We start from the raw sequence: 25,926 nt of genomic DNA, 5'->3' as shown, positions 1-25,926 counted from the left end.
CTGTGCCGGAACAGCATCTTCAAAAACGGCATACATACCAGCGAGAGACCCCCAACTCTTCTTAGTACGCGCCTTCCTTAGCGAAAACCGCACGGACAGTACGCAGAAGAATAATGAGGTCACCGGTAAGCGACCAGTTCTCAACGTAGTAGAGATCCAGACGAACCGACTCTTCCCAAGAAAGGTCACTACGGCCAGAAACCTGCCACAGACCGGTAATACCGGGCTTCACCAGCAGACGGCGGTACGCAATGTCCTCGTACTGCTCAACTTCCTCAACCAGCGGAGGACGCGGACCCACCAGCGACATATCGCCAATGAACACGTTCCACAGCTGAGGCAACTCATCAATCGAGTACTTACGGATGAACTTGCCGATGGGGGTAATACGCGGGTCGTCCTTCATCTTGAAGAGCACACCATTACCCTCGTTCTGCTCCAGGAGGCGCTTCTTAACCTCTTCGGCGTCAGTACGCATCGAACGGAACTTCACCATCTTGAACATTTCACCGTTCAGACCCACACGGTTCTGCAGGAAGAAGACCGGACCGCCATCACGCTTGACCAGCAGCGCCACCACCAGGAACAGCGGAGACAGCAGAATCAAACCCAGACCCGAAGACACAACATCCACAGCGCGCTTGAAGAACGCCGACAGACCGGTAATACGCGGCGTCGACACGTGCACCAGCGGTAGACCATTCAGCGGCTGCATGTGCATACGCGGACCAGCAATATCGGTCGTCGCAGGAGCCATAATCAGCGAAATATGCGCGTCAGCAAGCTTCCAACCCAGCAGACGAACCTGATCCGGGCTCAAGTGGTGACCATTCGTAACCGCGACCATGTGAATATCGTTCTCGCGGATGGCCTCCATAATGTCAGCCGGAGAAGTGCTGTAACCAAGGACCGGAATCGGAGCGCCAGCAACAGTAGTACCCGGGGTGAAACCGGGCAGGTAGAACGCAGCGGGGGACAGGCCGGAAGCAACCACATCCTTCAGGTTCTTGTACAGGTGCTGACCAGTCGTCACATCAGAAATAATCATGACGCGAGTCAACGCACGACCGCGAGTACGCGAACGCACCAGACCCTGACGAATCAGCCAACGCTCAACGAGCAGAAGGAACAGACCCAGCGGGTAAGCAATCAGTAGGTACATGCGGGTGACGTCAACTTTAAGGAAGAACGCCACAATAATCAGCAAGCAGAAAAAGTAAGTAGTACCGCGAGTAATGAGGCGGTACTCCTCAGTGCCGAACCCCATGATGCGCAGGCTGCGGGAGCCGTTCACCTGGAGGATAAACCACCAGCCGACAACCATACCAACGCCCAGGAAGATGTAATCAATAGCGGGAATACGGCCATCCAGGGCGTTAATAGGCCAAACGTTCACATAGGGCAGGTCAGCATTCTCCCACCCGAAACGAATCAGATGCGCAGCGACAACCGCAATAGCAATGGCGAGAAAATCGCCAAAGTAAAGGGCACGCTGAACCTTGGGATGCCAGCTTCGCTTGACGACGAAGTCTGAACCCCACATTTTTTTAAGACGATCTTGTACTTTCAACGGTGTAATCTTCCCCGGAAATTTGTCCTGTGTCGTGGACTGAGAGCGGCGAATAGGCACATTTACCCCTAATTATCGGTGAATAGGGAATCGTGTCCTAGTCTTTGTCCTGATGAATGAGTGAACCCTTAATCTTACTGAGTGAAAATAATGGCAGAGACTACGGCAAAGGCGCTGGTAAGACGCCTAGTGGAGCGTTATATGAGCCCACAGAGCGCATAAACGTGTTCCGTAAACTATTCTACGGGGTCGGGGGTCTTACGTCTCGAAGAATAAAGTCGTAAAGTCGCTCCCGCGTGATGAAATCAATCACAGAAAAAGAAAAGAATAAGAGCCCCCGAGAAGAATGCCTAGTGAAGCTAAGAAAATCCTAAAAACACCAGACTGTTTCACACGCCTGCAGAAAAACAATAACCGGCATATAAAACGACAAACCCGGGAGGCTCAATAACAAACCCTACACACACGGTGTAAAAGGGACATTAAGGACGCTCAAGCCCCGCACGATCCAAAATAAAATCAATCATCGGCTCATAACGACGCGGCGGAACGTTATCGTCCATCGGCACGCACACCGGCAGGTCCCCCTGCTCAGCCGCCACAAACAGACCCGGATCATTACAATCCGCAATACCAATCGTCAGCAACTTACAGGTCGAGGAAGCATAACCAGCCATACCGTGATCCGAAACCACCAGATCCGGAGTCACACCGCGCGCCTTCAACTGATCCAGTGCGATGCGCATCGGGCCGGGGAAATGCGTATGCTGCAGATTACCGTACTGCTCAAACATCACGACATCCATAATCTGACGGACATCGCCGTCCAGGAAGCGCTCGCCCTCCTCAATCTGGAGAACCTCAGCACCGGCAGCCTTCGCAGCCGCAGCCATCACCGCATAGATGGGGAACAGGCCCGCCGGGTGACCGGTCGCAAACAGAATACGAGAACCCGCACGCACCGCCTCACCGAAGATGCGGGCGTACTCCTCCAGCGCGCTGATGCACTGCTCAGCACCAATAGTGTCCTGACCGTGAGTATGCGAACGATCCGGGTTCAGACCCGCGCGGCGAACCATCACCTCAAACACCGAATCGTAATCCCACTCGCGGGTCCACTGCACACCAAACTCAAGGTGCTCATTACCATCCAGGAAACCCTGAATATGGTCTAGGTTATTCTCTCGGGCGGTTGCCACCTCGCCGGTAATACGCACCGAATCCAGGTACGCGGCGAACTCTTCGCGGCTCATGGAGAAAGACATTAAAACTCCTCATAACGTGAAAAATACATTACTGCGAGATACCTTCACGTACCTCGGCATAAGCTTCCAGGGTCTTACGCGCCGTCTGCTCCCAACCCATCGTGCGGGCACGCGCCGCGGCGTTTGCACCCAACGAATGACGCAGATATGGGGCACGCACCAGACGCTCAATAGCCGCAGCCCAACGTTCTGGGGTGCGCGGCGCCACCAGCAGGCCCGTGCGGTGGTTCTCCACCGCAAAGCGCAGACCGTCAGCATCCGTAGCGAGCACCGCCGCGCCGCACGCCTGCGCCTCCAGAGCCACCAACCCGAACGTCTCGGACGACGACGGGGACGCCACGATGTCGGCGGCACGGAAAATATTCGCCAACTCAGACGCCGGAACCGGGTCCTTCAAATGCACCCGATCTGCCACACCCAGCTGCTCCGCACGCTCCAGGAGGTGGCGCTCATAATCCGAATCGGAGCGACCAATAATATCCACGTCCACCTGCAGGTCGGAGGGGAGCAGCGCGAGCGCCTCCACCAGCAGATGCGGGCCCTTCAACGGCTGAGGCCTACCGGCAAACACAACGCGGCAACGAGTCTCCGAGGTGTCATTGAGCGGATGCACGCCAGGAATCGTATGGAAAATCGAGGTGTCAACACCCGGCGGGATAATGGCAAGCTTCTGCGCATCCGTACCGTAGTACTCGCCCATCTGCTGCGCCTCCAGGGGGGTATTCACAATCACCCGGCTCGCGGAGCCACTCATCAGACGCTCGGCGGCATAGCGTTCCTCGGGCTCGGGCGCTTCACCTTCGCCGCGGCGCGCATCCTTGGCGGCAGCCGTCGTATGCGGAGTGAAAAGAACGGGGACCGGGAAGCCAGCGCCCTGAGCCGACCACAGCTGGGATGCGCGAGCCGCAGCCTGACCAGATAGCCAATAGTGGGCGTGAATAATATCCGGGGTGTACAGTGCCTGCTCCACACACGCCTGCGCAAAATCATCGGTGACCGTAGCCAACTCGTTCTTCGAAAGACCACGAGCGGACGGAAGATCAAGGCTGTGGCGCACAAGGCGCTCACCGGGCTGAGGAGGCTGACGGAACGGCGAATCAGCCGGAAGCGCCTCACCGCGGTCCAGCGTGAAAACCTCAACCCGTAGTTCGGGATTGAGCTCCAGCATGGCATGCACCGACCGGGCAATATAGACGTTCATGCCGCCTGCATCTCCGCTACCGGGCTGCGCAAAAGGGTCGGTGTGCATGGAATACACGTGAACCGTCCGAACCGGCGGCAGAGTGCTCATCGATGCTTTCCTCTCTCAAAGGTGTACCTGACCTAGTGTAGCGCGACAGGACTTTCGCACACCGGGAGGTCTAGAATTTAGTAGAAAAGAGGCTGACCAAGCGCAGCCTGTAGTACCCGCCCGTCAGAAGGACCGTGAAGGACCATGACTCACCCTCAGCAGCCTGCCGAACCGCTCTACTGCCCGCCCTGCACCCCGGCAGAGGCAGAGCGAAGCGCCACCATTGACCTTGATGCGCTAGAACATAATGTGCGCCGCCTCAAGGAACTTATTGGCGACCGCGCGCTCATTGCGGTGATTAAGGCGGACGCGTACGGTCACGGCGCGTACCCGGTGGCTCGTTCGGCTATTGCCGCCGGTGCTGACCTGTTGGGTGTGGTGCACGTGAACGAGGCGCTGGAACTGCGTGCTGACGGTATTGATGCGCCGCTCATGGCGTGGCTGCACACTCCCTCCACCGATTTTGAGGCGGCGCTGCAGGAGAAGATCCGCCTGGGTGTTTCCGGTTGGGACCTGGAGGCGGTAGCCGCCGCCGCTGAACGCACCGGCGAGCGCGCTATCGTGCATCTGAAGGCTGATACCGGTCTGGGTCGTAACGGTGCCACCGCGGCGGATTGGCCCGCGCTGGTGGCTCGAGCCGCCTGTCTGGAGGAGTCTGGGCTGATTACGGTTGAGGGTATTTTTAGCCACCTGGCGGTTGCTGATGAGCCGACCCGCGCCGAGACTGCTCAGCAGCTCGACACCTTGGATACTTTTGTGGCTCAGGCTCGTGAGGCTGGCCTTGCCCCGAAGATGGTGCATCTGGCGAACTCCCCGGCGACCCTGACCGCCTCGCTGGAGGGCTGGGACACGGAGGAGCGTCTGCTCGGTGACGGCGTGCGTTGCGGCCTCGCGCTGTACGGTCTTTCCCCGCTGCCGGAGGTGACCGCTGAAGACCTGGGGTTGAAGCCCGTCATGACGGTGAGCAGCTACATTGCCGCCGTGAAGGAAGTTCCTGCAGGTCAGGGTGTTTCCTACGGTCTGCGCTACCACACTCCCAAGGCAACCACCCTGGCGCTGGTGCCGCTCGGCTACGCTGACGGCGTGCCGCGCATTGCGGAGAACGCGCCGGTGCGCATCAACCCGGGCGCGCAGAACGCGGAGAACGGCTCCGTGCCTAACAATACGGAAGGTAAGACCTACCGCGTGGTTGGCCGCGTCGCCATGGATCAGATGGTCGTTGACCTGGGCGAACCCGGTCTGAGCGACCCCGCCCTGGGATACCTGGGGGCGCCCGCTATCCTTTTTGGTGCCGGTGAGAACCCGCCCGTGGAAGAGTGGGCGGATGCCGCGCAGACCATTAACTACGAAATCGTGACCCGCATTTCGTCCCGCGTGGAGCGCCTCTACATTGGCGGCTCCTGGGTTGAAGCTGAGCTGAACGAGCTGTGGGGTACCGGGCAGGAGCAGGAGGGCTAATGAGCGCTGAGTACATTTCTGCCGCACTCGACCTGGATGTGACCGGCCCCGACCATACCCGCCGCCTGGCGCTCACCCTGGCACAGCACCTGAACGCCGGGGACGTACTGTTGCTCTCGGGCGAGCTCGGTGCGGGCAAGACTACGTTCACCCGCTCCCTGGGTGAAGGCCTGGGCGTGCGCGAAGGCGTTATCTCACCGACCTTCGTGCTCTCGCGTGTGCACCCGAACCTGCCGGATGGCTCCCGCCCCGGCGGGCCCGACCTGGTGCACGTGGACGCCTATCGCCTCTCCAGCGCCGAAGAGCTTGACGACCTGGATCTTGAGTTCTCCCTGCCGCGCTCGGTGACCGTCATCGAGTGGGGCCGCGATAAGGCTGAGCACCTGAGCGATTCCCGCCTGGAGTTAGACTTCACCCGCCTGACCGGCGCGGATGCACGCTTCGCCTACTCGGGAGCCGAAGAGTTCAGCTGGGACGACGAAGACGAGGACGAAAGCGACGAGGAAGCAGACACCCCCGAACCTCGCCTGCTACGGGTGCGCGCCTTCGGCCCCCGCTGGGAGCACGCTTTCGACGCACTGAAAGAGGCCCTGCAGAGCGCCTAGAGCCCGCGCGTTAGAATGATAGGGTGCTAGTACTTGCCCTTGATTCATCCGCCACCGCATCTGTGGCGCTCGCCCGTGTGCACGGCTCCGAAGCCGGTGCGTCCTTCGAAATCCTTGCCCGCTACGAGAGTGAAGATACCCGCTCCCACGCCGAGGTGATGGGCCCCTACGCGCAGGCGGCCCTGCAGGACGCTGGCGTGCGCGGCGAAGATTTGGATGCGATTCTGACCGGTACAGGTCCGGGACCTTTTACGGGTCTTCGCGCCGGTATCGTTACTGCGCGCGCTCTGGGTTTTGCCTGGTCGGTGCCGGTGTACGGCATGATGAGCCTGACCGCCCTGGCTGAGCGTGCTGTGTCTGGCGTGGTTGCCGGTGAAGCTGCCGGGGGCGCAGCTGGAGATACAGCCGGGGAAGAGAACGTAGAACGAGCGTTCGCCTCTGCTGAAAGTGCTGAGTTTGTAGAAGGTGCTGAGCTACTTGTACTCTCCGACGCGCGCCGCCGCGAAGTCTACTCCGCCCGCTACCGCGTGAACGCCGAAGGCTACAGCCTGGTGGACGGCCCGAACGTATGCCCCGCCTCCGAAATTCTGCCCGGTGGGGCTCCCTCCTATGCCTACGGCTACGGTGCTGGCCTGTACGCCGAGGCTCTCGAAGAGCACGGCTGGACCATCGTCGAATCTGCCCGCGGGGTTCACCCCCACGCCGAGTATCTGGTTGCCGCCGCGGCGCGTCTGGGCGTAGAGAACCTGAGCGAGGACACCTCCGCCCAGTACCTGCGCGACTCGGATGCAAAGGTCCCCGCCGCAATGCTCGCCCGCCAGCAGAAGCAGGCCGCGCAGGCCGTTGTACAGGCTGCCGCGCAGAAGGAGAGCTAAATGAGCGCTACCGACAATATCGTGCGAGACGACCTGGCGCTGAATAATCTGGCACTGGGCGCCCGCCTGCGCGTTGCTGAACTTGCCGATGCGCAGGCAATGCACCGCATGGAAACCACCCTGTTCCCCGCCGACGCCTGGCACATCGACATGTTCCTCGAAGAGCTGACCCACCCGACCCGCACCTACTACATGCTCGAATTGCCAGCAGAAGGTTCGGAAGATAACGAGGGCGGCTGGCGCGCTATCGGCTACTGCGGAACCATGGTCGTAGCCGACACTGCCGACGTTCAAACCATCGGCGTGCTCCCCGAATATGAGGGCCACGGCTTCGGTCGCGCCATGCTTGAGCAGATGCACGAGCGTGCCCGCGAGCAGGGGGCCGAGCGCATCCTGTTGGAGGTGCGTGCCGACAACCCGCGCGCCCAGCGCCTCTACGAACGCAATGGCTACCGTGCGATTCACGTACGCCGCGGCTACTACGATGACGGAACCGACGCCATCATTATGGAATGCACGTTCTAAATACTCCGTTGGGCTAAACGGCAATCCACGCGATAGGGGCGAGCATCCGCCGCCCTCTACACTCGCCCTCTATGCCGCGGCATTCCTACGCAACAGCATCCTTACATCACTGCAACTAGAAGCACTACGCGCAGACAGCGCAACAGAAAGATAGACTATGAGCACTCGCGAACCCCTCGTTCTGGGCATCGAATCCTCCTGCGATGAGACCGGTATCGGCATTGTGCGCGGTGCACAGCTGCTCAGCAACACCATCTCCTCCTCCATGGAAGAGCACGTGCGCTTCGGCGGCGTGATCCCCGAAATCGCCTCCCGCGCTCACCTGGACGCCATGATCCCCGCCCTCAAGGCGGCACTCGCCGAAGCGGACATCACCCTCGATCAGGTGGACGCTATCGCCGTCACCGCTGGCCCCGGCCTGGCGGGCGCACTCATGGTGGGTGTCTCCGCGGCGAAGGCGCTCGCTATTGCCACCGGCAAGCCCCTCTACGGCATTAACCACCTGGTCGCCCACGTTGGCGTTGGCCTGCTGGAGGACAACGGCACCGAAGACGGCTCCGACCTGCTGGCGAATGCCGGATCCGGTGGCCTGGGTGCGCTGCTGGTCTCTGGCGGTCATACCGAAATCCTGCAGGTGCGCGATATTACCTCCGATGTGCGCCTGCTCGGCGCGACCCTCGACGATGCCGCGGGCGAGGCCTACGACAAGGTCGCCCGACTGCTCGGCCTGGACTACCCGGGTGGCCCCGCGATTGACCGCGCCGCCGCCGAGGGTAACCGCAACGCCTTCGTGTTCCCGCGCGGCCTGTCGAACCGCAAGTTCATGGGCACCGCCGAGGAGCCCGGTGCGCACCGCTACGATTTCTCCTTCTCCGGCCTGAAGACCGCCGTGGCGCGCGTGATTGAAAGCTTTGAAGCGGCCGGTGAAGAGGTCCCGGTTGCCGATATCGCCGCGTCCTTCCAAGAGGCGGTCGTGGACGTCATCACCAAGAAGGCGATGCTTGCCTGCCGTGAGCAGGGTATGAAGACCCTGCTGCTCGGTGGCGGCGTGGCGGCTAACTCGCGCCTGCGTGAGCTGCTTGCCGCCCGATGCGCCTCCGAAGGGGTGCGCCTGATTATCCCGAAGTTCACCCTGTGCACCGATAACGGCGCGATGGTTGCGGCGCTGGGTGCCCGCCTGGTCGCTGCCGGTCGTGAGCCCTCGGGCGTGGACTTCACGACGGACTCCTCGCTGCCGGTGACCACGGTCTGTTTCTAAACGGGCTACCTCTGAAATAGCTACTTCCGCAGGGATTATTAGCGCGCGCCCGTTGATGCGGCTCGCCTTGAAAATGCTTATAGAAATGCCTCGGCACAGTCTCACAAAGGACTGCGCCGAGGCATTTTCTGTATTCAAATTTTAGCTGCGGGGGGGGGGCGGCTCTAATGCAGCGCTCGCGCACGAGACTGCGCGGCAACATCCAGCGCCACCTCACGCAGAGAGCCGGTCTTCTCAAAGACCGCACGCTGACGATCCGCACCCGTACCCTCGGCGAGGATGCGGCGTACCTGCGCCAGCTCTACCTCGCAGTCAAGGTCGCGTGCCACCGGCTCCAGCTTGGGCAGAAGCAGCTCAAAATCTTCACGCAGGGTACGCTGCACCGGCTCGTTAGAGACCACGATCTTAGCCTCCAGGCCGTAGCGGGCAACGCGCCACTTATTCTCCTGCGCGTGCCAGGGGGCGAGCACCTCAACGCTTTCACCCGCCTCAATCTGGCGGGAGAAGTACTCCACCAGGCACTGCGTGAACGCCACGATTGCCGCAACATCCGGCAGGGAGGCGAGGCCATCGCAATAGCGCATCTCGATGGTGCCGTAACGCGGAACCGGGCGAACATCCCAACGGTCCTCGCTCGGATCGTTAATCACGTCGGTCGCCACGAGCGACTCCAAGTACTCGCTGTACTGCTCCCAGGTGTCAAAGTGGAAGGGCAGACCGTTCGTGGGCAGCTGCTGGTAAAGCTGGGTGCGGTGCGAAGCGTAACCGGTATCGACTCCATCCCAGTAGGGGGAAGAGCACGAAAGCGCCAGCAGGTGCGGCCCGTAGTTGGTCAGCGCGTCAATAAGCGGCAGAACCTTATCGCGGGAGTCAACGCCCACGTGCACGTGCACACCGTAAATGACCATGTGGCGGCCCCAATACTGGGCGCGCTCGACCACACGCTGGTAGCGTTCCTTCGCCACGACCGGCTGGTCAGCCCAGTGGGAGAAGGGGTGAGTGCCGGCGGGGTAGAACTCAATGCCCAGGTCATCGGTGATGTCGCGCAGGGTATCCGTCAAATCCTGTAGCTGACGGCACGCCTCAGCGACGGTGCGGCAGATGCCGGTCACCACCTCGACGGTGTTCTCCAGGAATTCGCCGGTCACATGCGCCCGGTCGGAGGCGGGCTCAAGCAGTTCGGGGCGGCGCTCGCGCAGGATGGATAGCACCTCGCTGGCGCGCTGGGTCAGTGCACCGCTTTCACGGTCGATGAGCGCAATCTCCCATTCCACGCCGAGAGTGGACTGCGGGGAGGTAGCAAAGTCGATCATATTGCCTTTCCTGCGTCTGGAAATAGGGTCGTGCATGGTGCCGACTATGGAAGTTATTATCGGTGGGCTCTGCCCGGCTGTGCGCTAGCCGGTGAGAGCTGGATCCTTGGGGAGTGCCTCTACTAGGCCGCGCATCTTTATTAGGCACAGTATCTTTATCCGGCACCGTATCTAGTGTACGGTCTTGCGGTGCTCGGTGCCCTGTCGAGTGCAGAATCCGGAACGGGAAACGTCACGAATCGTCACGAACGGTAACCCGTCCTCGGGGCTGGGCAGTCGGGACTGGGTCGTCAGTGCTGGGTAGTTAGGGATGGGCGGCCGGGGCTGGCGAGGTTAGAGCGGGCGCACATGCCAGCCGACGCGGCGTGAATCCCTACCCGAACCGATGCGGGTAAAGACCAGCGTTGCCGGACGGTATGAGGGCTCCTGGGCATCCGAAGAAGAATTAGCGTTCTTTTTCTGTTTCTTCTTGGAAGGCTTAGAACCCGCAGAACCCAGCAGACGCGCACGCAACTGTTCCGGAACAATGTCCACGCCACGCTTCTTAATCGTCAGCGCCGTAAAGCCCTGCTCACGCACCCAACGCTTCAGCTGCTTCTCCTGCAGGGGAACCTCCTCCAGCACCTCGTAACAGGCAACCAGCGGATGCTCCACCGGCTCGGCAGAACACAGGTACGCCAGGTGCTCATCCAGCAGATGCGCGCCAATACTCTGCGCAAACTCAGCGACCAGGTGCGAGCGCACAATCGCCGGGGCGGGCTCCAACAGGTATTCACCCGGCTGCGGCAAGGACGCCGGAACTTCAACGCTCTGCTGTGCATCTTCCGCCGTCAGGGGGCTACGGAAGCTCACCGCCTCGTAGGGAGGCAGCAGGGAACGGGCGTCGTTGGAGCCTTCATGGGAGCTTTCACCGAGGTCGACTTTTTCCGCAGGCAGCTCGCGCGCAGGGGTTTCATGCACAGAGGTTGCCGTGCGAGCCACCCCCTCCTGAGCTAGCGCGTTAAACCAGAGCACCAACTCGGCGAGGGAACCCTCCGACTGGATCCACTCCGCCTCAACACGCGGGTTGGGGTTTGCCTCCGACGCAATATCTTCGGGCGAGGGGATGCCCTCATGCGGAAAACCGGGACCCAGCTTCACGCCCATCGGCACGCCCGTACGTGCCAGATTCAGCACGAACGAGAACGGAGGAGAGAACGCCTCCGGATCAAAAAGGCGCTCCGTCTGAGCCTTCTTAGCACCGCGCAACTCGCGGCGTGCCGGGTCCATCCACACAATGCCCACCGGCTCACCGGCAGCGTCCAGAAGCTCACCGTGCACATAATCGGTCACATCCCCCGAATACACGCGCGCCTGCGGGCAAAACTCAAGGTTCTTCGCTGCAAAAGAAGCCGTCAACGGGTCCAACTCCACCGCAACCACGGCACCGCGCTCCGCCGCATACACGGCAGAATCCGACGCAATACCGCAACCCAAATCAGCCACCGTGCCGGCAACCGGGCGCAGGCGCTGAGCACGATAGTGGGCAATCACCGGGCGGGTCGCCTGCTCTGCAGCCTCCTGAGTGAGCATGAGCGTGCGGGCGCGCTCGCCGAATTTGGCGCGCGCACGGGTACGAGCCTGCGCCAGCGAAATAATCTGTGTAGACTCCTCGGGGCTAAAACCTCGCGAACGCAAAGATGTAACGGCGCTGAGCGTATCTGAGCCCAGCGGGTAGAGCTCATCGGCTGCCGCGAGCGCTTCGGTACTGAACGGAAGCTCGGCGGCGGGAGTAAAAGGGGATGCGGGAATAGGCATGCTCCTCATTTTACGGGGTGCCGGTTTTGGCAGGTGGGGAGCCTGATTTGCCCAGCTTTTTGCTCAGCGTTCGCCTTGCGGTGAAACACCCCGGCAGAGGGGCGCTTTTCTTGACCGAAAGCACAGGTGAAACTAGAGTTGAGGTAGCACTCGAGACAGTCATCGGGCGCACCACTGCGCCGCTGTCTCGCATCAAACGTAAATCCACAACCCGGAGGAACCGATTATGGCTATCAAGCCCCTGGAAGACCGCGTCGTTATCAAGATCGAGCAGGCTGAGCAGACCACCGCATCCGGTCTGGTCATCCCCGAAACTGCGAAGGAAAAGCCGCAGGAAGCACGCGTTGTCGCCGTTGGCCCGGGCCGCGTGGATGAGAAGGGCAACCGCATTCCCGTAGACATCAAGGAAGGCGACGTTGTCGTGTTCTCCCGCTACGGTGGCACCGAGGTCAAGTACCAGGGCGAAGAGTACCTGATTCTCTCCGCACGCGACGTTCTGGCAATCGTCGACTAATACTTTCAGATGCTCATGCGCCGTACCGCTCATCCGGTACGGCGCATGAGCTATCATCTGCCCCTCAAATTTTCCTTTCTGTGACGCACTAGGAGTAGCGAACACATGGCAAAGCAGCTTGAATTCAACGATGCCGCCCGCAAGTCCCTGCAGGCTGGCGTCGATAAGCTGGCAAACGCGGTCAAGGTAACCCTCGGCCCGCGCGGGCGCAACGTTGTGCTCGACAAGCAGTGGGGCGCACCCGTCATCACCAACGACGGCGTGTCCATTGCCCGTGAAATTGAACTGGACGACCCGTACGAGAACCTGGGCGCCCAGCTGGCGAAGGAAGTCGCCACCAAGACCAACGACGTAGCCGGTGACGGCACCACCACCGCAACCGTGCTCGCACAGGCACTGGTCAACGAGGGCCTGCGCAATGTCACCAGCGGCGCGGCACCTGCCGACGTCAAGCGCGGCATCGAGGCTGCTGTGGAGGCTGTCTCCGCACGACTGCTCGAGAACGCACGCCCCGTGCAGGGCCCCGAGGTGGCGCACGTTGCCGCTATCTCCGCGCAGTCCGAGCAGATCGGTGAGCTGCTGGCTCGCGCCTTCGAGAAGGTCGGCCAGGACGGCGTCATCACCATTGAAGACGGCTCCTCCACCGAAATCGAACTGGACATCACCGAAGGTATGCAGTTCGACAAGGGCTACCTATCGCCCTCCTTCGTCACCGACGCTGAGCGCGGCGAAGCAGTGCTGGAGAACAGCCTCGTGCTGCTGTACCAGGGCAAGATTTCCACCATCGCAGAAATCATGCCCGTGCTCGAGAAGATCGTTCAGGCGAAGAAGCCGCTGACCATCATCGCAGAAGACGTTGACGGCGAGGCGCTCTCCGCACTGGTCGTGAACAAGCTGCGCGGCACCATCAACGTGGTCGCTCTGAAGGCTCCCGGTTTCGGTGACCGCCGCAAGGCAATCATGCAGGACCTGGCAATTCTGACCGGCGGCACCGTCGTGACCGGCGAGCTCGGTATTGACCTGCCGCAGGTCACCCTGGAGCACCTGGGCTCGGCACGCCGCGTGACCGTCACCAAGTCCCACACCACCATCGTGGACGGCGGCGGCGACCCCGAGGCAATCGAGGACCGCGTGCAGCAGCTGCGCCGCGAAATTGAGCGCGTGGATTCCGAATGGGACCGCGAGAAGCTCAAGGAACGCCTGGCTAAGCTCGCCGGCGGCGTGGGCGTCATCAAGGTCGGTGCCGCAACTGAGGTTGAGGCGAAGGAACGCAAGCACCGCATCGAGGACGCTGTGTCCTCCACCCGTGCCGCTCTGGAAGAGGGCATCGTCTCCGGTGGCGGTTCCGCACTGGTTCACGCGCTGAAGGCATTGGACGGCATGGACCTGGGTAACCACGACGCAAACGTTGGTGTACAGATTGTTCGCCGCGCTCTGGTTCAGCCGCTGCGCTGGATCGCTGAGAACGCTGGCGAAGACGGCTACGTCATCGTCTCCAAGGTCTCCGAACTGCCCGTGGGTCACGGCTTCAACGCCAAGACCGGCGAGTACGTGGACCTCATCGAAGCCGGTGTGATTGACCCGGTGAAGGTGACCCGTTCGGCTCTGCAGAACGCGTCCTCCATCGCGGCTCTGGTGCTGACCACCGAGACCCTGGTGGTTGAGAAGCCCGAAGAAACTGAAGAAGACTAAATAGTGTGTGTGCCCGGTGCCGCCCCCTCCACTATGGAGGCGGTACCGGGCACTCGCTGTCGGTAGGCTCGGATGCGCTCGCGTTCGTGGGGGCGCTAGAACCTGCCGACAGCCTCCCGCTGAGGGGCGCTTACTATGAGTGCTTCTCAGCAAAGAAACCTTTAGCGGTTTACTATAGAAGGTAAGCTGTTCCCGTTTGCGCTCAAACCACCTTGTGGGGTGCGAGCAGACGGGTCGTACCGCATCTTGACATACGCAACGTATAGGCTGAGCTTCTCACCGATGAAGCCAGCATCCGAAAGGTAGACAATGACCATTCCCACCGCTCTGTCCGAGGATCCCTTCGGCTTCACCGGCCTGACCTACGATGACGTGCTGTTGCTGCCCGGCAACACCGACGTCATCCCCTCCGATGCGGACACCTCCACCCGCCTGTCCAAGCGCATCACCCTGAACACCCCCATCATTTCCGCCGCAATGGACACCGTGACCGACTCCGCTATGGCAATCGCTATGGCACGTCTGGGCGGTATGGGCGTTATTCACCGCAACCTCTCCATCGAGGACCAGGCTGCACACGTGGACCGCGTTAAGCGCTCCGAGTCCGGCATGATCATTAACCCCGTCACCATCGGTGCTGACGCAACCATCGCCGAATACGACGAGGTCTGCGGCTACTACAAGGTCTCCGGTCTGCCCGTCGTCAGCGAAGAGGGCGTGCTGGAAGGTATCATCACCAACCGCGATATCCGCTACATCTCCCGCTCCGACTACGAGGGTATTCGCGTCCGCGACATCATGACCCCCATGCCGCTGGTCACCGCGCACCCCAGCGTCACCAAGGACGAAGCATTCGCACTGCTGTCCAACAACAAGATTGAGCGTCTGCCCCTAATCGACGACGCAGGCAAGCTCGCCGGTCTGATTACCCTCAAGGACTTCGTCAAGACTGAGCAGTACCCCAACGCCACCAAGGACGAGGACGGCCGCCTGCGTGCCGGCGCCGCTATCGGATTCTTCGGCGACGGCTACGAGCGCGCAATGACCCTGGTCGAGGCAGGCGTCGATGCACTGTTCGTGGACACCGCAAACGGCCACTCCCAGGGCGTGCTCGACATGATTGCCCGCCTGAAGAAGGACCCCGCCGCAGCACACGTGGACGTCATCGGTGGCCAGGCTGCAACCCGCCTGGGCGCACAGGCAATCATCGACGCCGGCGCTGACGGCGTGAAGGTCGGCGTTGGTCCCGGCTCCATCTGCACCACCCGCATTATCGCCGGTGTTGGCGTTCCCCAGGTGACCGCTATCAACGAGTCCGCTAAGGCAGCAATCCCGGCAGGCGTGCCGCTGATCGCTGACGGCGGTATGCAGCACTCCGGCGAGATCGGCAAGGCACTGGTTGCAGGCGCTGACTCCGTGATGCTCGGCTCCCTGCTGGCTGGTACCACCGAGTCCCCCGGTGAGCTGATCTTCATGAACGGTAAGCAGTACAAGGCATACCGCGGCATGGGTTCGCTGGGCGCAATGCAGACCCGCGGCCGCCACAAGTCCTTCTCCAAGGACCGCTACTTCCAGGCTGACGTCTCCAGCGAAGAGAAGCTGATCCCCGAGGGTATTGAGGGTCAGGTTCCCTTCCGCGGCCCGCTCTCCGCAGTGATTCACCAGCTCGAAGGCGGCCTGCGCCAGACCATGTTCTACGTCGGTTCCCGCACCATCGAGGAACTCAAGTACAAGGGTCAGTTCGTGCGCATCACCCCCGCAGGTCTGAAGGAATCGCACCCGCACGACATCATGATGACCGTTGAGGCACCGAACTACCGCCGCTAAAACGCCTCACCAACGATGATTCGCCGCATGGTGTGCACACCATGCGCCGTTGAGCCCGCCCCATACCCGTTCAGGTATCGGGCGGGCATCGGCGCGAATAACGCCCAGCGGCACCCCTCAAACCGAATTCGAAAGGATTCACCCCATGTCTGAAATTCAGATTGGCCTCTCCAAGAACGCCCGCCCCACCTACTCCCTGGACGATGTGGCGCTGGTTCCCACCCGCCGTACCCGCGACCGCCGCGACGTCGACACCTCCTGGCAGATTGACGCCTTCAAGTTCGACACCCCCATCATTGGTGCGCCCATGGACTCGGTCATGTCCCCGGCGACCGCCATTGCACTGGGTAAGCTGGGTGGCCTGGGCGTGCTGAACCTCGAGGGCCTGTGGACCCGCTACGAGGACCCGCAGCCGCTGCTCGACGAGATTGTTGAGCTGCCCGAGGCGGACCCCGCCTCCGCAACCACCCGCATGCAGCAGATTTACTCCGAGCCGATTAAGCCGGAACTGATTACTGCACGCTTGGAAGAGATTCGTGACTCCGGCGTGGTCGTTGCAGGCTCCCTGAGCCCGCAGAATACCCAGGAGCACTACGAGACCGTGGTGAAGGCAGGTGTTGAGCTGTTCGTCATCCGTGGCGCGTCCGTCTCTGCCGAGCACATTTCCACCTCGCACGAGCCGCTGAACCTGAAGAAGTTCATCTACGAGCTGGACGTTCCGGTCATTGTTGGTGGCGTTGCTGGCTACTCGCAGGCTAAGCACCTGATGCGTACCGGCGCAGCCGGCGTGCTGGTGGGCTTCGGCGGCGGTTCTGCACAGACCACCCGCCAGGGCCTGGGCATCTCCGCACCCATGGCAACCGCTATCGCCGACGTGGCTGCGGCACGTTCGGACTATCTGGATGAGTCCGGCGGCCGCTACGTACACGTGATCGCTGACGGCTCCCTGGGCCGCTCCGGCGACATGGTGAAGGCGCTTGCACTGGGCGCTGACGCTGTCATGCTGGGCGCTCCGCTGGCTCGCGCATCCGAGGCTCCCGGCCAGGGCTGGTACTGGGGCAATGAGGCGCACTCGCTGGACTTCCCGCGCGGCGTGCGCACCCCGCTGGGTGTTGTCGGCTCCCTGGAGGAGGTCCTGTACGGTCCTTCGCACCACGTGAACGGCACCAGCAACATTGTCGGTGCGCTCAAGCGCGCAATGGCTAACTGCGGTTACCTGGACCTGAAGAAGTTCCAGAAGGCTGACCTGACCGTGGTTCCTGCGTACCGCGGCTAATGTAGCTTCATGAATCACCGCTTGGCGGTTGGCAGGTTGTGATCTGCCGGTCGCCGGGCGGTGCTTTCTATACGCACGCTCTACCCCCGTTAGAGCATGTAGCGGCACCTCCGGATGGGGGAGCGGCTACGTACCGTCGGCGGCGTACAGCGATAGCGTAAAATAGATATATCCCCGCGCAAGTGCGCGGATTAGTACCAACACGTTGAGGTAATTTTCGTGACCAACTCTGTGAACCTGGACCAGCTCGAAGAGCGTCCCGTCCTGGTGGTAGATTACGGTGCACAGTACGCGCAGCTCATCGCTCGTCGCGTGCGTGAAGCCGGCATCTACTCCGAAATCGTCCCCCACTCCATGAGCACCGAGAAGATGCTCGCCAAGAACCCGGCAGCCATCGTGCTCTCCGGTGGCCCCTCCTCGGTCTACGCCGATGGCGCACCCAAGGGCGACAAGGCCCTCTTCGAAGCTGGCGTGCCGATCTTCGGTATCTGTTACGGCTTCCAGGTGATGGCCCAGACCCTCGGCGGCACCGTCGCCCAGACCGGTCTGCGCGAATACGGCGCAACCGACGCTGTGGTCTGCGCTGAGAACTCCTCCTTCCTCACCGGCACCCCCACCACCCAGAACGTGTGGATGTCTCACGGTGACTCCGTGACCGAAGCCCCCGAAGGCTTCGAGGTGCTGGCAAAGACCCCCGGCGCATCCGTGGCAGCATTCGTGGACGAGTCCCGTAAGCTCGGCGGCGTGCAGTGGCACCCCGAGGTGAAGCACTCCGACTACGGCCAGGTCGCCCTGGAGAACTTCCTCTACAATGTGGCAGGCCTGAAGCCCACCTGGTCCACCAACAACATCATCGAAGAGCAGGTCGCAAAGATCCGCGAGCAGGTCGGTAGCGACCGCGTCATCTGCGCGCTCTCCGGCGGCGTTGACTCCTCCGTGGCAGCAGCACTCGTGCACAAGGCTGTCGGCGACCAGCTCACCTGCTTCTTCATCGACCACGGTCTGCTCCGTGAAGGCGAGCGCGAACAGGTCGAGCAGGACTACGCAGCATCCATGGGCATTAAGGTCATCACCATCGACGAGTCGAAGCGTTTCCTCTCCGCTCTCGATGGCATCACCGAGCCCGAGGCGAAGCGTAAGGCTATCGGCCGCGAGTTCATCCGCTCCTTCGAAGAGGCACAGCGCAAGCTGATTGCCGAAGCTGGCGAAGAGGGCGCAGACATCAAGTTCCTGGTCCAGGGCACCCTGTACCCGGACGTTGTCGAGTCCGGCGGCGGCGACGGCACCGCAAACATTAAGAGCCACCACAACGTGGGCGGCCTTCCCGACGACCTGACCTTCGAACTGGTTGAGCCGCTGCGCACCCTGTTCAAAGACGAGGTTCGCGCTATCGGTCGTGAGCTCGGCGTTCCCGAGAAGATCGTGGCACGTCAGCCGTTCCCCGGCCCCGGCCTGGGCATCCGCATTGTCGGCGAGGTTAACCGCGAGAACCTGGACACCCTGCGTGCCGCTGACGCTATCGTGCGTGAAGAGCTGACCGCAGCAGGTCAGGACGAGCACATCTGGCAGTGCCCCGTGGTTCTGCTGGCTGGCGTTCGCTCCGTGGGCGTTCAGGGTGACGGCCGTACCTATGGCCACCCGATTGTTCTGCGCCCGGTCTCTTCGGAAGACGCAATGACCGCTGACTGGTCGCGCCTGCCATACGACCTGCTGGCTAAGATCTCGAACCGTATTACGAACGAGGTCAAGGACGTTAACCGAGTGGTGCTGGACGTTACCTCCAAGCCCCCGGGAACCATTGAGTGGGAGTAATCCCCGCGTGGGAGTAATCCCGCTTGGGCTACCTAGCTTTGTAGCTGGGAGCCTGTGAAGGAGCCGCCCGGTGCATCCGAATGTGGATGCGCCGGGCGGCTTCTTTTGCATCTTCCTAACGCGAAAATAGCGGGTTGAAAGATAGAGGGGGGGTTGTCCTAGTACCAGATGGAAAATATAATGTAGCTACGTAGTTACATTATTTATGTTTTCATGTCGTGAGCAACAAGGGGGAAATTATGACCGTTATGACGAGCCGCGAGTTCAACCAGAATCTCGCCAAGGCCCAGAAGCAGGCCCAGCAATCACCCGTTATTATCACTAAGCGTGGTGAACCTACGTATGTCCTCATGACCTACGAAGAGTATTCGCGTAGCCAGCAGGATGAGTCTTCTCTCTATGACTTCTTCGCTAACTACCCTCAACCTGCTGGGGATGTAGACCTACCTGAAGATTTTCCTGTGGCTGAACGTTCCACTCATCAGCGCCCCGTCGTAGAGTTCTAGGGGTAACGATGTATCTGCTTGATACCAATGTCATTTCTGAGCTGTGGAAATTCTCTCGAGGTAAAGCTGACCCTGTCTTTGAATCGTGGTTTCGTGTTTACTCCGATAGGCCGCTCTATATTAGCGTCGTGACCTTGATGGAGCTGGAGCGTGGAGTACTCGCCATGGAGCGTAAAGATCCGGCACAAGGAGCGTATCTGCGTGAATGGTGCTCGACAGTTCGAGAGAAATTTCAGAAACGAACTCTTGTTATTGACGGGGCTGTAGCTGATTATTGTGCAGGGCTTCATGTACCGGATAAAGCGCCGGAGAATGACGCCTGGATTGCTGCGACCGCGCTGGCACACGGCCTTACCCTTGTAACGCGCAACGTCAAAGATTTTGAGCGTCTGCATGTTCGACTCCTGAACCCCTTCGAACCTGCAATATAGCGGAGGCAAAGCCCGTGAAGAAGCCGCCCGGTGCATCCTGTTTGTGGATGCGCCGGGCGGCTTCTTGCATTAAGTCGTGTAGAAAAAGGGAAAGCGTTTTAGGATTTATAAAAAATCGTCTATTTATTTAAACTGCGAGTCTAAATAAAAACGCACTCCAAATAAATGCCCTAAAAAACTACGCCTAGAAATAAACCTTTTTAGTGTGGGTGATGCGGGTGGCGAATCGAATCACGCCAATGAGCGCTCGACCCCAACCCAAAATGCAAAGCAAAAAACGTACCAAAACAGCAGAAGCCAAACGCGCACGCCATGTACACACCATAGGTCAGCATCACAAACTCAGAATCATGGCTCAGACCCGACGCCACAATCATCGTCAACGAAACAGCCAGAATGACAAGCCATGCAGCGCTCGCAGCCGCAATCATCCACGAGATAGCGCTCAACACCGGGTGAGGAACCCTAAACGTGCGCTCAGGGCCATCAGGGGCGGGTACAGTCGCTACAGAAGCTGTAGCGGGGGCAGTAAGTGGAGCTGATGAACGCCACGGAATATGCGAATCAGCATGCTGACTGGAAACCTGCGCCGGACGCTGCGGGACGCCTCCAGATTCGGGAGGGGACGAAAGATACGGCTGCTGCATTGCGGGCTCCTGCATATTTAGCCTCACGGGAGAAGGAACAGCCTAGTTCCTAATCTCGTAAGAAATGAGTGTCGGTGATAGAACGAAAGAATGTGGTGGAAAATATATTCTCTCTATATTTCAAGATTAGAAGCGAGCAGTATAAAAAACGAGAGCATCAGCGAATATGATGCAATATGACGCGAAAATTTCGAAAAATACAACGAAAAAGCAGTAAACCTCAACCTGAAGGTTCAGGGTAGGGTTATTAGACAGGGACCATAGCCGTAAAACAACGGCACAGACACAGCAACAGCGAAAGGAACGAGCATGGGAATCATCCTCCCACTCCTCTACTTAGGGGCAGGATTCGGGCTCGCAATGTTGCTACCTGAGCACTGGGGCAACCGCCTGAAAGAAAGCGCCTCCGCCCTGCTGACCCGCTGGATCATTCCCGCCGTCATCATCTACACCGTCGCCACCAGCCGCCCTGAGCTTTTCTTCGTTGCAGCCTCCACCATGGTGCTGATGCTCCTCGGAGTGCTCTGCGCCGGGCGCATCACCCGCGACCCCGTGCAGAAACTCGCCTTCGTCTATCTGAACGCGGGACTCTTCGGCATCCACGTGGTCGCCGGGTTCTGGGGTGAGGAAGCCGTGCGAGTCTACATCGGCGCGTATATCGGCAACTCCATCATGGGAAATATTCTGGGCACCTCGCTGCTACGAGGCGGTTCTACAACAGATGCCGGGGAGCGCGCCGCCTCAAGTGCACGAGCCGCGCAGAACTCACACACAACACAGGATGCACGAGCCACTAGGAGCCGTGGTGAAACCCTCCACACGGTGCTGCGGGGGCTGCGTACCAGCCCGCCGGTTATCGCCGTGGTGGTGGGTCTGCTCTGCCTGCCCGCCGGCTCTTTCCTGAGCGTTCACGGGGCGGGTTTCTACCGGGTACTGACCTGGATTTTCAGCTTTATCGGACTGATTGTTCTGGGCATGTGGCTCGGTGTCGCCAAGCTACACCGCGCCGACCTGACCCGCGCCGCCGGATGGGCATTCCTACGCGCCGTGCTCGTGAGCGTCTACAGCGTCGGCGTACTCACCGCCGCACACTGGATGCACACGCACACTGGAGTGCACCTCGAGCAGCTACTGGCGCACCCACAGGTACTTTTTATCCTCGGAGTGCTACCGCCAGCCGCTAATATCGTCATTCTGGAAACCCACTACCGGCACGAAGGCACCGCAGCCCCCGTCATTGCCGCAGGGGCGGCCGTCAGCGTAGGAATGATAGCGCTCGCCGTGCCGATCCTGCAGCTCGTCTTCGCCAGCTAAGTAGAGCCAAGAAAGCACGCCGGGAGAACACAGGAGACAACACAAAAGGAGGGCGGGGCATAAGCCTCACCCTCCTTCTGCTGTCTATCACCTTATCGGCACACGGTAGCACTCAACGAGCTACAGCGCTTAGCGAACGATGTGGTACACCTTCGCCTCGTAGGGGCGCAGGGTCGAACCCGCGTCGTCCTTGTAGTTCGAGCTCACCAGCTCAACACGAGCACCAGCCTCACGAGCCTCAGAAAGCACCGCGAAGTCGCGCTCCTGCTCCTGGTCGGTGAAGTTCGAAACAACCAGCAAAGACTCATTCGCGGGGCTGCCATCCGCACCACCGGTACGGGTGTACGCGTACACAGCTTCATCCTCGTTGTGCGGAACCTGAACCGAATCCACCGGAGCGAAGGCTGCGTAAACCATCAGGTCCTTCAGCTTGCCGCGGCGCAGAGCCACCAGCTGCTGGTAGTGGTAGAAAATCGAATCCTCATCAGCCAGAACAGCCTCAGCGTTAATCGCCGGGTAGTTCGGGTTCACAGCAATCCACGGGGTCACACCCTCGGGGCTGAAACCACCGTTAGCGGAGGCATCCCACTGAACCGGGGTACGAGCGTTATCGCGGCCCTTAATGTAAATCGCCTGCATCGCCTCTTCGTGGCTCAGACGCTTGTGATCAACGTGCATGTCCTCGTAGAAGCGGATCGAGTCACCATCGCGGTAATCCTCAATCGAATCAAACTTCACGTTGGTCATGCCCAGCTCTTCACCCTGGTAAATGTACGGGGTGCCCTGCATGAAGTGCAGAGTGGTCGCCAACTGCTTAGCGGACAGGGTGCGGAACTCATCCGAATCGTTACCGAAGCGGGAGACAACGCGCGGCTGGTCGTGGTTGTTCCAGTACAGCGAACCCCAGGCGTTACCCTCCAGGGTGGTCTGCCAGTCGTTCAGGATGCGCTTGAGCTCGGTCAGCTTGTACGGTGCGTAGGACCACTTGCCGCCCAGATTGCCGTTCGGGTCGTTATCCACGCCCATGTGATCGAAGTGGAAGATCATGTTCAGCTCACCGGTGTGGTAGCCAGCCCACAGCTTAGCGTCCTCGGGGCTGGTTGCGCTGGTCTCGCCCACGGTCATCACGTCGTAGCGGCTGAAGGTCTCGCGGGTGAGCTCCTTCATCCACGGGTGCACCATGGTGCCGTTCGTGATGACGAACGGAATCGAGGAAGTGTGCTTCTCATAGTCGGTGGAGGGGTCATCCGGGTAGCCCTCGGGCTTGGAGATGATGTTGATAGCGTCCAGGCGGAAGCCGTCAACGCCCTTGTCCAGCCACCAGCGGACCATGGAGTACAGGTCCTCGCGAACCTTCTCGTTCTCCCAGTTCAGGTCGGGCTGTTCCTTGAAGAAGATGTGCAGGTAGAACTGGCCGGTCGCCTCGTCCCACTCCCACGCCGGGCCGCCGAACTCGGACGCCCAGTTGTTCGGAGGAATCGGGTTGCCGTCCTCGTCGAAGCCCTTCGGGTCCTTCCAAATGTAGTAGTCGCGGTAGGGGTTGTCCTTGGAGGAGCGGGATTCCTTGAACCAGGGGTGCTCATCGGAGGTGTGGTTTGCGACCAGGTCCATCAGGATCTTGATGCCGTGCTTGTGGGCGGTTTCGAGCATCTCATCGAAGTCTTCCATGGTGCCGAAGTCACTCATGATCGCGAAGTAGTCAGAGATGTCGTAGCCGTTGTCCACGTTCGGCGAGTCGAACACGGGGGAGAGCCAGATGACGTTGATGCCCAGCTTAGCCAGGTAGGGCAGCTTCTCGGTGATGCCCTTCAGGTCGCCAATACCGTCGCCGTTTGCGTCGTTGAAGGAACGGGGGTACACCTGGTACACCACGGCTTCCTTCCACCACTGGCGGCCTTCGTAGGAGGGAACCTGGTATGCCTCGGAATTGCTCATAATTGCCTTTCTGTACCGGCCATCCAGCCGAAAAGAGGAACAAATTTTGTCTGTGATTGAAGTATAGGGCGAAGAGGGACCGGAATGTCTGTATCTGGTCCCCCTTCGCACAGTAAGAGTGGGGTACGACTACTTGGCGTTACCGAAGAGGTACACCTTCGCCTCGTAGGGGCGCAGCAGAGTGCCCTCGTCAGTGAACTCGCGGTTCTCATCGCGGTAGTTCGAGCTAATCAGCTTCGGGGTGTTCTCGATTGCCTTCAGCTCAGTCGGAGAGAGTGCCTGCGAGTTGGTCAGCACCACCGAATCCAGGTTGCCGCCCGCGTAGTTCAGCTGAACAGTGTCATCGGTGAAGTTCGCGACGACCAGCAGTGCGCGCTCGCCGGTTGCGGCGGCGTCCTCATCGGAGTTCACGCGCAGGTAGGCGTAAACCTGGTCATCCTCTTCATCCAGCAGGCGGTACTCGCCGGTCAGGACGATCGGGTGCTCGCGGCGCAGGCTAATCAGATCGCGGTAGTGGTAGAACACCGAATCCTGGTCAGCGAGCTCTGCCTCCGCGTTGATTTCGGTGTAGCGCGGGTTCAGCTTCAGCCACGGGGTGCCGGAGGTGAAGCCTGCGTTCTCGCCAGCGGTCCACTGCATGGGGGTGCGGGCGTTATCGCGGCCGGAGGCGCTGATGTAGCGCAGCATGTCCTCAGCGGAGACACGGCCCGACTCTTCAACGTACTTGCGCCAGGAGTCGTGAATCTCCAGGTCGTTGTAGTCCTTCACATCGTCGAAGAAGACGTTGGTCATGCCCAGCTCTTCACCCTGGTAGATGTAGGGGGTGCCCTGCATCAGGTGCAGCACGGTGCCGAGCATCTTGGCGCTGACAGTGCGGTACTCGGGGGAGTCGTTACCGAAGCGGGAGACGGTGCGCGGCTGGTCGTGGTTGTTCCAGTACAGGGAGTTCCAGCCGCGGCCGTGCAGGCCTTCCTGCCAGTGGGTGAGGACCTTCTTGAGATCAACCAGGTTGAAGCGGCGGTCGGACCACTTGCCGGTCACGCCACCTTCGGAGGCGTCTACGTCCATGTGCTCGAACTGGAACACCATCTGCAGCTCGTTGCGGTCGAAACCGGTGTAGAGTGCGGCGTCGTCCACGGTCACGCAGGGGGTTTCGCCCACGGTCATGACCGGGTACTTGCTCAAGACCTCGCGGTTCATCTCCTGCAGGAATTCGTGCACGCGCGGGCCGTTGGCTGCGACAGCCAGGGAGTTGTCGAGGCCGCCAGCGAGAACTGCCGGGTCCTCGGGGAAGGAGAGGTCCTTAGAAATCAGGTTGATGACGTCCATACGGAAGCCGTCCACGCCCTTGTCCAGCCAGAAGCGCATGATGTCGTAGACCTCTTCGCGGACCTTCGGGTTCTCCCAGTTCAGGTCGGGCTGCTTGACGGAGAAGTAGTGCAGGTAGAACTGGCCGGTCGCCTCGTCCCATTCCCACACGGAGGGGCTGAAGCAGGAAATCCAGTTGTTCGGCGGAATCGGCTTGCCGTCCTCGTCGAAGCCCTTGGGGTCGCGCCAGATGTAGTAGTCGCGGTAGGGGTTGTCCTTGGAGGAGCGTGCCTGCTTGAACCATTCGTGCTCGTCGGAGGTGTGGTTGACGACGAGGTCCATCATGAGCTTGATGCCGTGCTTGTGTGCGGTTTCGAGTAGCTCATCGAAGTCTTCCATGGTGCCGAACTCGGTCATGATGGCGCGGTAGTCGGAGATGTCGTAGCCGTTATCGTCGTTCGGGGAAGCGTAGATGGGGGAGAGCCACAGTACTTCGATGCCGAGGTCTGCCAGGTACGGAATCTTCTCGGTAATGCCGGGCAGATCGCCGATGCCGTCGCCGTTGGAGTCGTTGAAGGAGCGGGGGTAAATCTGGTAGACAACGGGTTCCTGCCACCACTGGGTCTGGGTCGTCATTGTTCTTCCTTCCCTTGGTATGGATGAGTGTTGTGCGGGGCCGCTCTATAGGCGGCTAAAGTCTGATGACC

21 protein-coding genes are annotated in these 25,926 nt (G+C 60.5%); 13 read left to right on the top strand and 8 right to left on the bottom strand.

Features of this window, described 5'->3' with window-relative positions:
• Window positions 1–61: 61 nt before the first annotated feature.
• The 3 genes from O3675_RS03400 to O3675_RS03390 form a co-directional block, all read right to left on the bottom strand.
• Entirely contained in the window at window positions 62–1,543 is a 1,482-nt protein-coding gene (locus O3675_RS03400) for a sugar transferase (protein ID WP_044150222.1), read from the bottom strand.
• A 509-nt stretch (window positions 1,544–2,052) separates the two neighbouring features.
• Entirely contained in the window at window positions 2,053–2,835 is a 783-nt protein-coding gene (locus O3675_RS03395) for a phosphatase (protein WP_371570984.1), read from the bottom strand.
• A gap of 28 nt (window positions 2,836–2,863) precedes the next feature.
• A complete protein-coding gene (locus tag O3675_RS03390) occupies window positions 2,864–4,126 on the bottom strand; it encodes a glycosyltransferase (protein ID WP_371570981.1) in 1,263 nt (420 codons plus the stop codon).
• Between the two features lie 144 nt (window positions 4,127–4,270).
• On the opposite strand from O3675_RS03390, the gene alr reads away from it, so the two are divergent.
• From alr to tsaD, 5 genes are all read left to right on the top strand, one after another.
• The gene (gene alr, locus O3675_RS03385) at window positions 4,271–5,584 is read left to right on the top strand and encodes an alanine racemase (RefSeq protein ID WP_371570979.1); all 1,314 of its coding nucleotides are present in this window, start codon (window positions 4,271–4,273) and stop codon (window positions 5,582–5,584) included.
• Window positions 5,584–6,189, top strand: a complete 606-nt coding sequence (tsaE, locus tag O3675_RS03380) for a tRNA (adenosine(37)-N6)-threonylcarbamoyltransferase complex ATPase subunit type 1 TsaE (protein WP_005505058.1) — start codon at window positions 5,584–5,586, stop codon at window positions 6,187–6,189. Before alr ends, tsaE begins: the two co-directional genes overlap by 1 nt.
• Window positions 6,190–6,212: 23 nt before the next feature.
• Window positions 6,213–7,064, top strand: a complete 852-nt coding sequence (gene tsaB / locus O3675_RS03375) for a tRNA (adenosine(37)-N6)-threonylcarbamoyltransferase complex dimerization subunit type 1 TsaB (protein ID WP_044145751.1) — start codon at window positions 6,213–6,215, stop codon at window positions 7,062–7,064.
• Window positions 7,065–7,589 carry a ribosomal protein S18-alanine N-acetyltransferase gene (rimI, locus tag O3675_RS03370; protein ID WP_371570975.1) on the top strand — a complete coding sequence of 175 codons (525 nt, stop codon included), beginning with the start codon at window positions 7,065–7,067 and terminating at the stop codon, window positions 7,587–7,589. It abuts the gene before it with no gap.
• A 157-nt stretch (window positions 7,590–7,746) separates the two neighbouring features.
• Window positions 7,747–8,847: a tRNA (adenosine(37)-N6)-threonylcarbamoyltransferase complex transferase subunit TsaD gene (gene tsaD, locus O3675_RS03365; RefSeq protein ID WP_005508428.1), complete on the top strand. Its 1,101-nt coding sequence runs from the start codon at window positions 7,747–7,749 to the stop codon at window positions 8,845–8,847.
• A gap of 164 nt (window positions 8,848–9,011) precedes the next feature.
• On the opposite strand, the gene O3675_RS03360 is transcribed toward tsaD, so the two are convergent.
• Entirely contained in the window at window positions 9,012–10,160 is a 1,149-nt protein-coding gene (locus O3675_RS03360; RefSeq protein ID WP_371570972.1) for a glutamate--cysteine ligase, read from the bottom strand.
• 333 nt (window positions 10,161–10,493) lie between these two features.
• On the bottom strand, window positions 10,494–11,957 hold the full coding sequence (locus O3675_RS03355) for a class I SAM-dependent methyltransferase (protein WP_371570970.1): 1,464 nt from the start codon (window positions 11,955–11,957) through the stop codon (window positions 10,494–10,496).
• A 226-nt stretch (window positions 11,958–12,183) separates the two neighbouring features.
• On the opposite strand from O3675_RS03355, the gene groES reads away from it, so the two are divergent.
• The 7 genes from groES (at window position 12,184) to O3675_RS03320 (ending at window position 20,015) form a co-directional block, all read left to right on the top strand.
• Window positions 12,184–12,471: a co-chaperone GroES gene (gene groES, locus O3675_RS03350; protein ID WP_005505066.1), complete on the top strand. Its 288-nt coding sequence runs from the start codon at window positions 12,184–12,186 to the stop codon at window positions 12,469–12,471.
• Window positions 12,472–12,576: 105 nt separating this feature from the next.
• Window positions 12,577–14,163: a chaperonin GroEL gene (gene groL, locus O3675_RS03345; RefSeq protein WP_049327584.1), complete on the top strand. Its 1,587-nt coding sequence runs from the start codon at window positions 12,577–12,579 to the stop codon at window positions 14,161–14,163.
• Window positions 14,164–14,472: 309 nt separating this feature from the next.
• Window positions 14,473–15,990 (top strand): IMP dehydrogenase, encoded by a 1,518-nt coding sequence (gene guaB, locus O3675_RS03340; protein WP_371570967.1) that lies wholly within the window; start codon window positions 14,473–14,475, stop codon window positions 15,988–15,990.
• Between the two features lie 145 nt (window positions 15,991–16,135).
• The gene (locus O3675_RS03335; protein WP_005505070.1) at window positions 16,136–17,266 is read left to right on the top strand and encodes a GuaB3 family IMP dehydrogenase-related protein; all 1,131 of its coding nucleotides are present in this window, start codon (window positions 16,136–16,138) and stop codon (window positions 17,264–17,266) included.
• 219 nt (window positions 17,267–17,485) lie between these two features.
• Window positions 17,486–19,078 (top strand): glutamine-hydrolyzing GMP synthase, encoded by a 1,593-nt coding sequence (gene guaA, locus O3675_RS03330; RefSeq protein ID WP_303935959.1) that lies wholly within the window; start codon window positions 17,486–17,488, stop codon window positions 19,076–19,078.
• Window positions 19,079–19,317: 239 nt separating this feature from the next.
• Window positions 19,318–19,584 carry a type II toxin-antitoxin system Phd/YefM family antitoxin gene (locus O3675_RS03325; RefSeq protein ID WP_005505072.1) on the top strand — a complete coding sequence of 89 codons (267 nt, stop codon included), beginning with the start codon at window positions 19,318–19,320 and terminating at the stop codon, window positions 19,582–19,584.
• An 8-nt stretch (window positions 19,585–19,592) separates the two neighbouring features.
• Window positions 19,593–20,015: a type II toxin-antitoxin system VapC family toxin gene (locus tag O3675_RS03320; RefSeq protein WP_080562532.1), complete on the top strand. Its 423-nt coding sequence runs from the start codon at window positions 19,593–19,595 to the stop codon at window positions 20,013–20,015.
• Between the two features lie 200 nt (window positions 20,016–20,215).
• On the opposite strand, the gene O3675_RS03315 is transcribed toward O3675_RS03320, so the two are convergent.
• Entirely contained in the window at window positions 20,216–20,677 is a 462-nt protein-coding gene (locus O3675_RS03315; RefSeq protein WP_371570963.1) for a hypothetical protein, read from the bottom strand.
• 294 nt (window positions 20,678–20,971) lie between these two features.
• On the opposite strand from O3675_RS03315, the gene O3675_RS03310 reads away from it, so the two are divergent.
• Window positions 20,972–21,976 carry a permease gene (locus O3675_RS03310; protein WP_371570960.1) on the top strand — a complete coding sequence of 335 codons (1,005 nt, stop codon included), beginning with the start codon at window positions 20,972–20,974 and terminating at the stop codon, window positions 21,974–21,976.
• 129 nt (window positions 21,977–22,105) lie between these two features.
• On the opposite strand, the gene O3675_RS03305 is transcribed toward O3675_RS03310, so the two are convergent.
• Window positions 22,106–23,911, bottom strand: coding sequence for an alpha-glucosidase (locus O3675_RS03305; protein WP_371570957.1), 1,806 nt, complete (start codon window positions 23,909–23,911; stop codon window positions 22,106–22,108).
• Between the two features lie 129 nt (window positions 23,912–24,040).
• Window positions 24,041–25,855 carry an alpha-glucosidase gene (locus O3675_RS03300; protein WP_304269676.1) on the bottom strand — a complete coding sequence of 605 codons (1,815 nt, stop codon included), beginning with the start codon at window positions 25,853–25,855 and terminating at the stop codon, window positions 24,041–24,043.
• Window positions 25,856–25,926 lie beyond the last annotated feature (71 nt).

The sequence above is a fragment of the Rothia sp. 27098_8_27 genome (assembly GCF_041432805.1).
Taxonomy (GTDB): domain Bacteria; phylum Actinomycetota; class Actinomycetes; order Actinomycetales; family Micrococcaceae; genus Rothia; species Rothia mucilaginosa.
Note: the sequence above shows the minus strand (reverse complement) of the source record. Positions and strands in the feature narration are given on the sequence as shown.